Source organism: Microbacterium sp. Se63.02b (assembly GCF_014171575.1).
GTDB lineage: Bacteria > Actinomycetota > Actinomycetes > Actinomycetales > Microbacteriaceae > Microbacterium.
Window position 1 is genome coordinate 1,211,781 of the sequence record NZ_CP050453.1, and the last position, 13,053, is coordinate 1,224,833.

The 13,053-nt window shown below is 69.6% G+C and carries 9 protein-coding genes and 1 pseudogene; 5 read left to right on the forward strand and 5 right to left on the reverse strand.

All coding sequences use genetic code 11. The annotated features are described in order from the left end of the window. Nucleotides 1-5: 5 nt before the first annotated feature. The 4 genes and pseudogenes from hpaD to G4G29_RS06065 form a co-directional block, all read right to left on the reverse strand. Nucleotides 6-1,172 (reverse strand): 3,4-dihydroxyphenylacetate 2,3-dioxygenase, encoded by a 1,167-nt coding sequence (hpaD, locus tag G4G29_RS06050; protein ID WP_183152173.1) that lies wholly within the window; start codon nt 1,170-1,172, stop codon nt 6-8. A 30-nt stretch (nt 1,173-1,202) separates the two neighbouring features. Beyond that, nucleotides 1,203-2,699, reverse strand: a complete 1,497-nt coding sequence (hpaE, locus tag G4G29_RS06055; RefSeq protein WP_183152174.1) for a 5-carboxymethyl-2-hydroxymuconate semialdehyde dehydrogenase — start codon at nt 2,697-2,699, stop codon at nt 1,203-1,205. Next, nucleotides 2,696-3,394, reverse strand: coding sequence for a GntR family transcriptional regulator (locus G4G29_RS06060; protein ID WP_183152175.1), 699 nt, complete (start codon nt 3,392-3,394; stop codon nt 2,696-2,698). Before G4G29_RS06060 ends, hpaE begins: the two co-directional genes overlap by 4 nt. Further along, nucleotides 3,391-4,907, reverse strand: a pseudogene (locus G4G29_RS06065) (fumarylacetoacetate hydrolase family protein). Before G4G29_RS06065 ends, G4G29_RS06060 begins: the two are co-directional and overlap by 4 nt. A 153-nt stretch (nt 4,908-5,060) precedes the next feature. Between G4G29_RS06065 and G4G29_RS06070 the strand changes: the two are divergent. Continuing rightward, entirely contained in the window at nt 5,061-6,440 is a 1,380-nt protein-coding gene (locus G4G29_RS06070) for an MFS transporter (protein WP_183152176.1), read from the forward strand. 90 nt (nt 6,441-6,530) lie between these two features. Here the strand turns inward: G4G29_RS06070 and G4G29_RS06075 are convergent, their stop codons facing one another. Further along, entirely contained in the window at nt 6,531-7,241 is a 711-nt protein-coding gene (locus G4G29_RS06075; protein WP_183152177.1) for an IclR family transcriptional regulator, read from the reverse strand. Between the two features lie 130 nt (nt 7,242-7,371). Between G4G29_RS06075 and G4G29_RS06080 the strand changes: the two genes are divergently transcribed. From G4G29_RS06080 to G4G29_RS06100, 4 genes are all read left to right on the forward strand, one after another. Continuing rightward, nucleotides 7,372-9,282, forward strand: coding sequence for an FAD-dependent monooxygenase (locus tag G4G29_RS06080; RefSeq protein WP_183152178.1), 1,911 nt, complete (start codon nt 7,372-7,374; stop codon nt 9,280-9,282). Nucleotides 9,283-9,327: 45 nt separating this feature from the next. Beyond that, the gene (locus tag G4G29_RS21470) at nt 9,328-11,058 is read left to right on the forward strand and encodes an ABC transporter ATP-binding protein/permease (RefSeq protein WP_244632448.1); all 1,731 of its coding nucleotides are present in this window, start codon (nt 9,328-9,330) and stop codon (nt 11,056-11,058) included. Nucleotides 11,059-11,225: 167 nt separating this feature from the next. Continuing rightward, nucleotides 11,226-12,320 carry a histidine kinase gene (locus G4G29_RS06095; protein ID WP_244632449.1) on the forward strand — a complete coding sequence of 365 codons (1,095 nt, stop codon included), beginning with the start codon at nt 11,226-11,228 and terminating at the stop codon, nt 12,318-12,320. Further along, entirely contained in the window at nt 12,314-12,946 is a 633-nt protein-coding gene (locus G4G29_RS06100) for a response regulator transcription factor (RefSeq protein WP_244632450.1), read from the forward strand. Before G4G29_RS06095 ends, G4G29_RS06100 begins: the two co-directional genes overlap by 7 nt. The last annotated feature ends 107 nt before the right edge of the window (nt 12,947-13,053 follow it).

Here is a 13,053-nt window from a genome sequence, read left to right on the forward strand (position 1 = left end):
CCTCCTTAGAGCTGGTGGCCCAGCTTGTACTCGCCCTGCTTGTACTCGGGCATCGACTTCTCGCCCTCGTCCGCGCGGGTGTAGGAGAAGCCGTCGGCGCCGATGGTCACCGCCATCTCGCTCGAATCGGTGCGCGCGATCACCGGCTGCGGGTTGCCGTCGAGGTCGAGCACGAGTGAAGCGTCGGTGTACCAGGAGGGGACGACCGGGGTGCCCCACCAGTCACGGCGCTGGTTGTCGTGCACGTCCCACGTGACGACCGGGTTGTCGGGGTCGCCCGTGTAGTAGTCCTGCGTGTAGATCTCGACGCGGTGGCCGTCGGGGTCGCGCAGGTACAGGTAGAAGGCGTTCGAGACGCCGTGGCGACCCGGACCGCGCTCGATCGCGTCGGAGCGGCGGAGCGCCCCGAGCTTGTCGCAGATCGCGAGGATGTTGTGCTTCTCGTGCGTGGCGAAGGCGACATGGTGCATGCGGGGCCCGTCGCCACCGGTGGCTGCGGTGTCGTGCACCGTGGGCTTGCGGCGCATCCACGCGGCGTACACGGTGCCCTCGTCGTCCTGGATGTCCTCCGTCACGCGGAAACCGAGGTCCTGGTAGTGCCGCACGGCGCGGGGCACGTCGGGGGTCACCTGGTTGAAGTGGTCGAGGCGCACGAGCTCACCCGGGGTGTGCAGGTCGTACCGCCAGGACAGGCGCTCGACGTGGTCGGTGGCATAGAAGAACTCGTACGGGAAGCCGAGCGGATCGACCACACGCACCGAGTCGCCGATGCCCTTCACGAAGCCGTTCTCGTTGCGGCGCACGTCGCATCCGAGTTCGGTGTAGAACTCCACGGCGCGGTCGAGGTCGTCCGTCGAGCGCACACGATAGGAGAATGCCGCGACGGCGGCGATCGGGCCCTTGCGCAGTACGAGGTTGTGGTGGATGAACTCCTCGGTCGACCGCAGGTAGATCGCCTCGTCGTCCTCTTCGGTCACGTAGAGACCGAGGATGTCGACGTAGAACTGGCGCGAAGCGGCCAGGTCGGTCACCACGATCTCCATGTACGCGCAGCGCAGGATGTCGGGCGGGGTGGCCTTCGGAGTCGCGACGGGGTTGTCGGACTGGATCGGTGCCTCCTGCGACACGTAGTAGCCGGAGGAGGTGAGGGTCTTTGCCGTCTTGTCGGTCATGTCAGCGTCCTTGCTTCTTCCTGCGGTGGGTCAGTTCTTGCCGAAGGTCGGGTTGTGTGCGGGCCCGAGCGTGATGTGCACGCTCTGCTGGTCGGTGTAGAAGTCGATCGAGCGGTAGCCGCCCTCATGACCGAGGCCCGAGGCCTTCACGCCGCCGAACGGGGTGCGGAGGTCGCGCACGTTGTTGCTGTTCAGCCACACCATCCCGGCCTCGACCGACTGCGCGAAGTTGTGCGCACGCTTGAGGTCGTTCGTCCAGATGTAGGCGGCGAGCCCGTACTTGGTGTTGTTCGCGAGCGACAGCGCCTCTTCATCGGAGTCGAAGGGCGTGATCGCCACGACCGGACCGAAGATCTCCTCCTGGAAGATCCGGGCGTCGGGGGAGACATCGGCGAACACGGTCGGCGCGACGAAGTTGCCCTCGTCGAAGCCCTCGGGGCGACCGCCGCCGGCGACCAGGCGTCCCTCGCCCTTGCCGATCTCGACATAGCTCATCACCTTGTCGTAGTGCTCGGGGTGCACGAGCGCGCCGACCTCGGTCTCGGGGTCGTGCGGGTAGCCGACCTTGACGCGCTTCGCCTGAGCGGCATACCGCTCGACGAACTCCTCGTAGATCGAGCGCTCGACGAGGATGCGCGACCCCGCCGTGCAGCGCTCGCCGTTGAGGGAGAAGACGCCGAAGATCGTGGCGTCCACGGCAGCCTCGAGGTCGGCGTCGGCGAAGACCACGGCCGGCGACTTGCCACCGAGCTCCATCGACAGGCCCTTGAGGAACGGGGCGGCGTTGCCGAAGATGATCTGTCCGGTGCGGCTCTCGCCCGTGAAGGAGATGAGCGGCACGTCGGGGTGCTTGACGAGTGCGTCGCCCGCATCCTCGCCGAGACCGTTCACGAGGTTGAAGACGCCCTTCGGGAGTCCCGCCTCTTCGAAGATGCCCGCCCACAGCGAGGCGGAGAGCGGCGTGAACTCGGCAGGCTTGAGGACGACCGTGTTGCCGGTCGCGAGAGCGGGTCCCAGCTTCCAGGACTCGAGCATGAACGGCGTGTTCCACGGCGTGATGAGGCCGGCGACCCCGATCGGCTTGCGGTTGACGTAGTTCATCTGACGGCCGGGCACCTTGAAGGCGTCATCGGACTGGGCCACGATCAGGTCGGCGAAGAAGCGGAAGTTCTCGGCGGCGCGACGAGCCTGGCCCAGTGCCTGGGTGATCGGCAGGCCGGAGTCGTAGGACTCCAGCTCGGCGAGGCGCGCATCGCGGGACTCGACGATGTCGGCGATCCTGTGCAGGACACGCGAGCGCTCGCGGGGGAGCATGCGCGGCCATGGTCCCTCGTCGAAGGCGCGCTTCGCTGCGGCGACCGCGAGCTCGATGTCGGCCTTCTTGCCGGCGGCGGCCGTCGTGTAGGTCTGGTTCGTCACCGGGTCGAGCACGTCGAACGTGTCGCCGTCGATGGAGTCGACGAACGCGCCGTCGATGTAGTGCTGGATGTGGTCCGGGAGGTCGGCGGGGATGCGCGAATCGGTCATGAGAGGTCTCCGGTCGTCTGGGCTGAGATCGTCTGGGCGGAACGGGTGTGCAGCGCATCGAGGAACGCGTCCATGGTGCGCCAGCGGTGGTTGCGGGCGGCGAGCTCGATCTCGAGCGGGTCTGCGTCCGCGCGGATGAGCTCGAGGATCTCGGTGTGCTCCTCGACCGAGTGCTGGGCTCGTCCGGGGACCGACGCGAAGGTCGAATCGCGGATGGCCGACAGCCGTGACCAGCCGCGGTGCACGAGGTCGAGGAGATGCGGGTTGGGGCACGGCTCGAACAGGACCGAGTGGAACTGGCGGTTGAGTTCGGTGAATGCGTGCGCGTCGAGGTGGTCGAGCATCTGCGACATCCGCTCGTTGATGCGGGCGGCCTCGTCCAGGGCGTCCTCGTCGAGGAACGGGGCGGAGAGCGCGGTCGCCGACCCCTCGACGAGCCCGAGGGTCTGCATGGTGTGCGCGTACTCGCTCTCGTCGACGAGCGTCACACGCGCTCCGACGTTGCGCTCGAAAGTCACCAGCCCCTCCGCTTCGAGGCGACGGATCGCCTCGCGCACCGGGACGACGCTCATCTTCAGGTCATCGGCGAGAGAACCCAGCACCAGGCGATACCCGGGACTGAACATGTGCCCGGTGATGCGGGAGCGGATCCAGTCGTACGCGACCTCGGACTTGCTGGCGGACGTGGTCGTCATCGCGTGCCGCCCGTCGCCGCCTCGTAGCGTGCTCGCCACTCCGCGTTGAGCGGGAAGAGACCGTCGACCGGATGCCCGGCGGCAACCTGTTCGGCGATCCAGGCGTCTTCGATCTCCTGCGCCACGGCGTCCGCAGCGACCTCTGCCGCCAGGGACGGCGGGATGACGATCACGCCGTCGCTGTCGCCGACGATGATGTCGCCGGGCTGCACGGTCGCACCGCCGCAGGAGATGGTGACGTCGACGTCCCACGGCACGTGCTTGCGTCCGAGCACGGAGGGATGGGCCCCCTGCGAGAACACCGGCAGCCCGATCTCGGCGACCGCATCGAAGTCGCGCACGCCGCCGTCTGTCACGACACCGGCCGCGCCCCTGGTCTTCGCGCGCAGGGCGAGGATGTCGCCGAGGGTGCCGGTGGTGGCATCGCCGCGCGCTTCGATCACGATGACCTCGCCGTCTTCCACCGCGTCGAACGCGCGCTTCTGCGCGTTGTAGCCGCCGCCGTGCGAACGGAAGAGGTCTTCGCGGAAGGGGACGAAGCGCGCAGCGTCTTCGCGGTGCCGACGATCTTGCGGCCGGGGATGTTGACGGACACGCCGTCGACGAAGCAGGAGTGGTGGCCGCGCTTGCGCAGCTGCGCCGAGAGCCCGGCCGTCGGAGCCTCGAGGAGCAGGGCTCGCAGTTCGGGGGAGAGGCGTGAGGGGGCAGGAATCGCCGTATCGGCAGGAGGGCGCGCGGCGTTCTCTGACCCCTCACCGGTGGTGGGTGCGAGCCCGGCGGCCTCGGCCGAGCCCCAGGCCTCGGTGCGCTGCAGATCGTCCACGGCGGGCAGGGACCCGAGGTCCGCGTCGAACGGGATCTCGCCCTGGGTCACGGTGGTGACCAGACGCCCGGAGGTCGGAGCGCCAGGAGCATCAGGCGCATCCACCTCGACCTCGACGACATCGCCCGGCACGATGACCGAGGACCCCGCCGGCGTGCCGGTGAGGATGACGTCGCCCGGTTCGAGCGTGAAGTGCTGGGAGAGGTCGGCCACGAGCTGTGCGAGCGGGAAGATGAGTCCGGCTGTCGTGTCGTCCTGACGCAGCTCGCCGTTGACCCACGCCCTGACCCGCAGGGCCGTGGGGTCGACCGTGCGGGCGTCGATGAGCTCGGGGCCGAGGGGTGTGTAGCCGTCGCCGCCCTTGGAGCGGACGTTGGAGCCCTTGTCGTTCGCGCGCAGGTCGTACAGGCCGAGGTCGTTCGAGGCCGTGACCGCGCCGACATGGGCCCAGGCCTCGTCGAGCGACACGCGGCGCGCGGCCGTGCCGATCACCAGGGCGATCTCGCCTTCGAACGCGAGCAGTTCGGTTCCGGCCGGCCGTTCGACCGTGCCGCCGGAGACGCCGAGGGAACTCGCCGGCTTGAAGAAGTAGGAGGGGGATGCCGGGCGCCGACCGCGCTGATCGGCACGGGAGGCGTAGCTCAGATGGATCGCGATGATCTTGCCGGGGCGGTGGAGTGTTTCCGTCACGGGGCGCCTCCTCGCGCTCGTCTGCGGTGTATTGCGGACGCCTTGTGCGTCGTATTCGAAATCATATATCATCGGTTCACCCCTCGGCAAGCACTTCGGGTTCACTCCCGATGCGCGCCGTGACAATGCGGTCACAATCAAAGGAGACACCCCATGAGCGGGCAGTCACAGGATGGGTTCACGCCCACCGGAACCATCGCGACAGCGGCTGATCGCCGTCGAGTCGTGTTCGCCACCGTCGTCGGAACCACGGTCGAGTGGTACGACTTCTTCATCTACGCGACAGCGGTCGGACTCGTGTTCGGGCAGCTGTTCTTCGAGCCGCTCGGCGCGGACAGTGCGCTGATCGCGTTCGCCACCGTCGGTGTGAGCTTCCTCTTCCGCCCGCTCGGCGCCTTCCTCGCCGGGCACTACGGAGACAAGCTCGGACGCAAGACCGTCCTGATGTGGACGCTCATCCTGATGGGGGCGGCGACCGCGCTCATCGGGCTCCTGCCCACGTACGAGACCATCGGCCTCACGGCACCGATCCTGCTCGTGCTCCTGCGCATCATCCAGGGCATCTCGGCCGGTGGCGAGTGGGGCGGCGCCGTGCTCATGGCCGTCGAGCACGCACCGCGCAAGAGGCGGGGCATCTTCGGCGCATCGCCGCAGATCGGTGTTCCGCTCGGTCTGCTGCTCGCCTCGGGAGTGATGGCGCTGATGACGGCGATCGCCCCCGGCGAGCAGTTCGCCATCTGGGGCTGGCGCGTGCCCTTCCTGCTCAGCGTCGTGCTGATCCTCGTCGGCTACTACGTCCGACGCAAGGTCGAGGAGAGCCCGGTCTTCACCGAGCTGGCCGAGCGCAAGGAGAAGGCGCGGATGCCGATCGCGCAGCTGTTCCGCAAGCACCTGCTCCTGGTGATCATCGCGGCGCTCGTCTTCGCCGGCAACAACGCCGTCGGCTACATGACCACCGGCGGATACATCCAGCGTTACGCCACCGACCCCGCAGGTCCGATCGGACTCGCGCCCGGAGCCGTGCTGTGGGCGGTCGCCGGTTCCGCCGTGACCTGGCTGCTCACCACGCTGCTCGCCGGATGGGTCTGCGACCGGATCGGCCGGCGCACGACGTACATCATCGGCTGGGTGCTGCAGCTGGTCGGCGTGTTCTCCCTGTTCCCGCTGGTGAACACGGGGCAGATCGGCCTGCTGTTCGCCGGACTCGCGCTCCTCACGATCGGCCTCGGATTCACCTACGGCCCCCAGGCCGCGCTGTACGCGGAGCTCTTCCCCGCCAGCATCCGCTTCTCCGGGGTCTCGATCTCGTACGCGATCGGTGCGATCGCCGGTGGGGCGTTCGCGCCCACCATCGCCACGGCCATCGTGCAGGCGACCGGTTCGACGCAGGGCGTGACGTGGTACCTGGCGGGCATGACCGTTCTCGGGCTGATCGCGACGCTGCTGCTGCGCGACCGCTCCGGCATCCCCCTCGGACCCGATCACGAGGAGGAGCAGTCCGTCAGCCCGATCTACGGACTCGCCAAGGCCTGACCCCCCGAGCGGCGCTCCCGTCGCGTGCGCGGCCGACACGGTGCTCCCGTGTCGGCCGACGCGCGGCGGGGCGTCGCCATGCCGCCCTGGTCAGCCGTCGAGCGCTTCGCGGATCACGGCGGCCGATCGCTGCAGACGTGCGGCGATCTCGGCGTCGTCGAGGTCGGTCGCGACGTGCAGCACGGCGATCGCCGAAGGGCGCTGGCCCCGCAGGACGAGCGGGACCGCCACAGCCTGCACGGTGGGTATGACCTCATCGTGACTCGTGGCGTACCCGCGGCTCCTGGCCGCGTCGACGTCGGCGGCCAGTGAGGCGGGGGCCTCTCTCGGCCATTCCGCGTCGGAGAGCTGCGCCAGGATCGCCTTGCCCGGCGCCCCCACCGTGACGGGATGCCGGGCGCCGGGGCGCTGCGCGACGCTCGCGACCGGGTGTCGCGGCTCCACGCTCGCGAGGGTGATGCACTCCTCGCCGTCGAGCACGGCGAGGAAGCAGGTCATGCCGAGGTCGTTGGCGATCGCGGTGAGTTCGGGAAGGGCTTCGGCTTGCAGGTCGTGGGCGACGCCGGCGGCGAGTGCGGCCATACGGGCCCCCAGGCTGACGGCCCCGGCAGCGTCGCGGGTGACGAGACTGTGGTCCTCCAGTGTGCGCAGCAGGCGGTAGGCGATGGATCGGTGGACGCCGAGTCGGCTCGCGATCTCGTCGATCATCAGGGGTTCACGGGCGTCTGCGAGCACCTCCAGGATCCGGATGCCGCGGCTGAGCGTCTGGGAGGCGGGGGAGGTCGTCGCGCTGTCGGGCATGGGCAGCTCCTTGCGATCGCGGGCGGCGCGCATTACGCTGTGTTCAATAGTAGAACAGCGTGTTCGAATATAGAACACTCGCTGTCAGGACGCAAGACCCGACGAAGACGTCCGGAAGGAATCGACGACGATGCAGTTCCACCACCACGGTTATGTCTCCGCCGACCCGCGCGTGCAGGACGCCGCGGGCATCGGCGCCGATCGCCCGACCGACATCCCCGAAGAGATCGACGTGCTCATCGTCGGCTCCGGCCCCGCCGGGATGCTGCTCGCCGCGCAGATGTCGCAGTACCCCGGCATCGCCACCCGCATCATCGAGAAGCGCGAGGGTCGCCTTCCGCTCGGCCAGGCCGACGGCATCCAGCCGCGCAGCGTCGAGACCTTCCAGGCCTTCGGATTCGCCGAGCGCATCATCGCCGAGGCGTACAACATCGGCTGGATGAACTTCTGGGGCCCGAACCCGGAGAACCCGCGCGAGATCGTGCGCACCACCCGGACCGCGGACTACGCCTACGACATCTGCGAGTTCCCGCACCTGATCGTCAACCAGGCGCGGGTGCTGGACTACTTCGCCGAAGCGGCGGCACACGGCCCCGGCCGCATCGTGCCGGACTACGGGGTCGAGTTCGTCGGACTCACCGTGCACGACGACGGAGAGCACCCGGTCGAGGTGCGGATCCGGTACGTCGGAGGGGAGCGCGCCGGCGAAGAGCGCACGATCAAGGCGAAGTTCGTCGTCGGCAGCGACGGCGCCCGCAGCGGTGTGCGCCAGGCCATCGGTCGCACACACGTCGGGGCCTCCGCCGCGCACGCGTGGGGAGTGATGGATGTCCTGGTCAACACCGACTTCCCCGACTGGCGCACCAAGTGCGCGATCAACTCCGAGGCCGGGAACATCCTGCACATCCCGCGTGAGGGCGGTTACCTGTCGCGCATGTACATCGACCTCGGCGAGGTCGCGGAAGACGACGACCACCGGGTGCGGCAGACGCCCATCGAGGAGATCATCCGCCGCGCGAACGACATCCTGCACCCGTACACGCTCGACGTGAAGCAGGTCGCCTGGCACAGCGTGTACGAGGTCGGCCACCGCGTCACCGACGGCTTCGACGACGTGATCGACGACTCCGGCCGCACGCCGCACGTGTTCCTCACCGGAGACGCCTGCCACACGCACAGCGCGAAGGCGGGACAGGGCATGAACGTCTCGATGCAGGACGGGTTCAACCTCGGGTGGAAGCTCGGCTCGGTGCTCACCGGTCGCGCGCCGGAGTCGCTGCTGGCCACGTATGGTGCCGAGCGGCGGCCGGTGGCTCAGCAGCTGATCGACTTCGACCGCGAGTGGTCGAGCCTGATGGCGCGCAAGCCCGAGGAGATCTCCGACCCCAACGAGCTCGCGACCTACTACCTCGCCACGGCCGAGTTCCCCTCCGGCTTCATGACCCAGTACACCTCGTCGATGATCACCGGGACGGGCGCGCACCAGGCGCTCGCCGGCGGGTTCCCGCTGGGCAAACGGTTCAAGTCGGCCGAGGTCGTGCGGGTAGGCGACGGCAACGTCGTGCACCTCGGGCACCACGCCAAGGCCGACGGGCGCTGGCGGGTGTACGCCTTCGGCGACCGCACCGGCGAGGCGCTCGCCACCTGGGCGGCAGCGGCCGAGCCCGTGTTCGCGCGTTTCACCCCGGCCGACGCCGACGTCGACGCGGTCTTCGACGTGAAGGCCGTGTACCCGCAGCCGTTCGAGGAGGTCGAGGTGACCTCGGCGCCGGCGCTCTTCCAGCCGAAGACGGGACCCCTCGGGCTCACCGACTGGGAGAAGGTCTACGCGGCAGGGCCCAGCAAGTGGTGCGCGACCGACATCTTCGACGCACGGGAGCTGTCGCGTGACGGCGTGGTCGTCGTGGTGCGGCCCGACCAGTACGTCGCGGCGATCTTCCCGCTGAATGCGACCGCGGAGCTCGAGGAGTTCCTGCAGGGGCGTTCCTCCCGGCGCAGTGACGCATCCCTCGGCATGACACGTGTCATGCCGAGGAGATGACACCGCCCTCCGGTCCTGCAGCCGCGACGCCGCGAGGCTGGAGGCATGAACAACTCCTCTGTGCACGAGCCGGCGACGCGGGCCGTCGCGCGACCGGCATCCGACACCTCGGCGGACGCCCCCGTGGTGCTCGAGCTCGACGACGTCACCCGCCACTTCGGAACGGGAGACCGCCGCGTCCAGGCCGTCGACGGGGTGAACCTGTCGATCCGACGCGGAGAGGTCGTCGCGCTGCTCGGTCCGAACGGCGCGGGCAAGACCACCACGCTCGACATGCTGCTCGGGCTCAGCGCACCCAGCAGCGGTTCGGTGCGCGTGCTCGGTGTCACCCCGGAGCAGGCCACATCTGGCGGGGCGATCGGCGCCGTGCTCCAGACGGGCGGACTCCTCGGCGATCTGACGGTCGGGGAGACGGTCCGACTCATCGCCTCGCTGTACGGCGCCGACGCGCTGGATCGTGTGGCCGAGGTCATGGCGCGCGCCGACCTCGAGCACCTCGCGCGCCGGAGGGTGTCGAAGTGCTCAGGCGGCGAGCAGCAGCGCGTGAAGTTCGCCCTCGCGATGGTCTCCGACCCCGACATCCTCGTGCTCGACGAGCCGACAGCCGGCATGGACGTCACCGCGCGCCGACACTTCTGGGATGTGATGCGGGCCGATGCGGACGCGGGGCGCACGATCATCTTCGCCACCCACTACCTGGAGGAGGCGGAGCAGTTCGCCCGGCGGACCGTCGTCATGCATCGGGGAACGGTCGTGGCGGACGCGCCGACCGCGTCGCTGCGCGCGAGCCTGGGGGAGCGGACCGTCTCGGCGACGGTCGACCCGGCATCGACCGTGTTGACCACGACCCTGCGGGCCATGGAGGGGTCAGCGCCGTCCGCGTGGACGGCGACCGGCTCAGCCTCCGCGCGACCGACTCCGACGCCGCCGCCCGCATCCTGCTCGACGGCGGCGCTCACGACCTCGAGATCGCCGCACCCACCCTCGAAACCGCCTTCACGGCCCTCACGGAGAACTGACATGCTCGTCTCACCCACCATGCTGCGCATCGAAGGCGTCCGCCAGCTGCGCAACCCGTACACGCTCGCGTTCACCCTGGCGATGCCGGTCGCGATGTATCTGCTGTTCGGCGCCGGGATGGGCTACGGCTCTCTCTCGGCGGGGCACGGCAACGTCTCGTTCTACGTCATGACGTCGATGGCCGCATACGGGACGGCGGTCGCGATGAGCTCGCTGACCTCGCTCGCGGCGACCGAGGCGAAGCAGGGGTGGGGTCGCCAGCTCGCGATGTCACCGCTCACCACCGCCGGCTACGCGATGACCAAGCTGCTCACCTCCGTCGCGTTCGCGGCGCTCGCGCTCGTCGCGGTCTTCGCCGCGGGGATGATGACCGGAGCGCACGCCGACGACGCCTGGCGCTGGGTCGCCACAGCAGGGATCATCCTCGGCCTCGGCCTGATGTACGGCCTGTTCGGACTCGGGGTCGGACTCTTCTTCAGCTCGGACTCGGCGGCGGCCCTCGCCTCGATCTCGATGACCTTCTTCGCGTTCTTCGGGAACGTCTTCATGCCGCTCGACGGCGTGATGCTCGACATCGCCCGGTTCACACCCCTGTACGGCTTCGTCGCGCTCAGCCGGTGGCCGCTCACCGAGGGTGTGCTCACGACCGGGCAGACCGACCCGTTGTGGATGCTCTTCCTCAACGTCGCGGTCTGGCTCGCGGTCTTCGTGGTGCTGGTCATGATGGGCGTGAAGCGCTCCAGAGCGCGGCAGTAAGACGCCGGACGCACCGGACGACGACAGTAGGTTGGACGGATGACGCAGCATTCCACCCCGGACGGTCAGGGGCGCGCTCGGCTTTCGCGCGACGCCGCCGATCTCGCCGCGCTCGGCGCGCCCCGGCGGCCTGGGCGGCTCCAGGAGCGCGGGCTGCGCGTGGACCGGTGGGGAAGAACCCCTGGGCGCGGTTCGGCTGGCTCATGGCCGTGATCTGGCTGGTCTTCCTCGTGTACCCGGTTCTCGCGCTGCTCCGCTCCGAGGCGTCGGTCGCCTGGGTGGTCGTCGGCTGGACGGCCCTCGTGCTGTTCGTCGTGCTCTACGTCACCGGCTTCATGCACGGCATGCGCGGCGGCGGGGGACTCGGACGACCGCCGTCGACCCGCCAGTGGATCACGTTCGCGGCGCTCATCGCATGCGCGGTCGTCTCCGTGCCGGCCGAGGGCGGATCCGCGCTCAGCTTCCTGCCGTTCATCATGTCGTTCGCCTCGTACGGCCTGACGCGCGTCTGGCACTGGATCACGACGATCGCATCCGTGGCGATCGCGGCGCTGTGCGTCTTCCTCCTCCCCGGAGGACTCAGCTACCTGTCGGTGCTGGCTATCATCGGGCTGCTCGGCGTGGTCAACACGGTGTCGACCTGGCTCATCATCCGCTCCGCCGAGGCCGAACAGCTCGGGCTCGAGCTGGCGACGAGTGAGGGGCGCGAAGCTGTCGCCCGCGACGTGCACGACCTGATCGGCCACTCGCTGACCGTCGTCGGGCTCAAGGCGCAGCTCGTGCGCCGCCTCATGGATTCCGATCCGGGGCGGGCCAAGGCCGAACTCGCCGACATCGAGCGGCTGACCGCCGAGGCGATCGCCGGGGTGCGGTCGTCGGTGGCTGGCGCGCGGGCGACGACGCTCGTCGAACAGCTCGCGTCGTCGCGGGACTCGCTCCGTGCGGCCGATATCGACCTGCGCGTCGACGGGGAGCCCGCGACTCTGTCGCCGGTGCAGGCGATCACCGCGAGCTGGATCCTGCGCGAGGCGACGACCAACACGCTGCGCCATTCCGAGGCGCACACCGTGCGGGTGCTGCTGGCGCCGGGTCGGCTGGTGGTCGAAGACGACGGGATCGGCATGGCGGAGGGCGCAGGTGACGGCGCGGGCAACGGCATCCGCGGCATGCGCGAACGCGCGGCGGAGGCGGGTGCGGGTTTCCTGATCACCGCGGCGCGGGAATCCGAGGGGTCGGGCACCAGGGTGGAGGTGACGTGGTGACGGCCGCGGGGGAGGCCGGCGGCATCCGGCTGCTGATCGCGGACGACCAGGCGCTGGTGCGCGGTGCGCTGGGCGCGCTGCTCGATCTGGAGCCTGACCTCGCCGTGATCGGTATGGCATCCGACGGTGCGGAGGCGCTGCGACTCGCGGAGGAGCTGCGGCCGGATGTGTGCCTGATGGACGTCCAGATGCCGGGCATGGACGGCGTCGAGGCGACGCGCCGCATCCGCGAGGTGAGTCCGGAGACGCGCATCCTCGTCGTGACGACGTTCGCGCGTCCGGGCTACCTGCGTTCGGCTCTGGACGCCGGAGCCAGCGGGTTCATCGTGAAGGACACCCCCGCGGAGCAATTGGCCGAGGCGGTTCGCCGGGTGCATTCCGGTTTGCGGGTGCTGGATCCGGCGCTCGCGGCCGACAGCCTGTTCGACGGCGCGAACCCGCTGAGCGATCGGGAGCGCCAGGTCCTGCGCCTGGCCGCCGACGGACGCTCGGCTGCGGCCATCGCGGCGGAGGTGTTCCTGTCGGCGGGGACCGTGCGGAACCACCTCTCCGCGGCTATCGGGAAGACCGGCGCGGCGAACCGGGCGCAGGCCGTGCGGATCGCGCTCGACAAGGGCTGGATCTGACACGGCGGCCGGGCGGTGGCGCCCGGTCGTCCCGCGCGGAGTCTGGTGCGGTGTCGGAGGCCGCGCGTACCGTGGGCTCCGACGGGCGACGGCGCCCGACAGGAGGA

Excerpts from the sequence above, each read along its gene's own strand:
- hpaD (WP_183152173.1), bottom strand. The coding sequence starts at position 1,172 with ATGACCGACAAGACGGCAAAGACCCTCACCTCCTCCGGCTACTACGTG.
- hpaE (WP_183152174.1), bottom strand. The coding sequence starts at position 2,699 with ATGACCGATTCGCGCATCCCCGCCGACCTCCCGGACCACATCCAGCAC.
- G4G29_RS06060 (WP_183152175.1), bottom strand. The coding sequence starts at position 3,394 with ATGACGACCACGTCCGCCAGCAAGTCCGAGGTCGCGTACGACTGGATC.
- G4G29_RS06070 (WP_183152176.1), top strand. The coding sequence starts at position 5,061 with ATGAGCGGGCAGTCACAGGATGGGTTCACGCCCACCGGAACCATCGCG.
- G4G29_RS06075 (WP_183152177.1), bottom strand. The coding sequence starts at position 7,241 with ATGCCCGACAGCGCGACGACCTCCCCCGCCTCCCAGACGCTCAGCCGC.
- G4G29_RS06080 (WP_183152178.1), top strand. The coding sequence starts at position 7,372 with ATGCAGTTCCACCACCACGGTTATGTCTCCGCCGACCCGCGCGTGCAG.
- G4G29_RS21470 (WP_244632448.1), top strand. The coding sequence starts at position 9,328 with ATGAACAACTCCTCTGTGCACGAGCCGGCGACGCGGGCCGTCGCGCGA.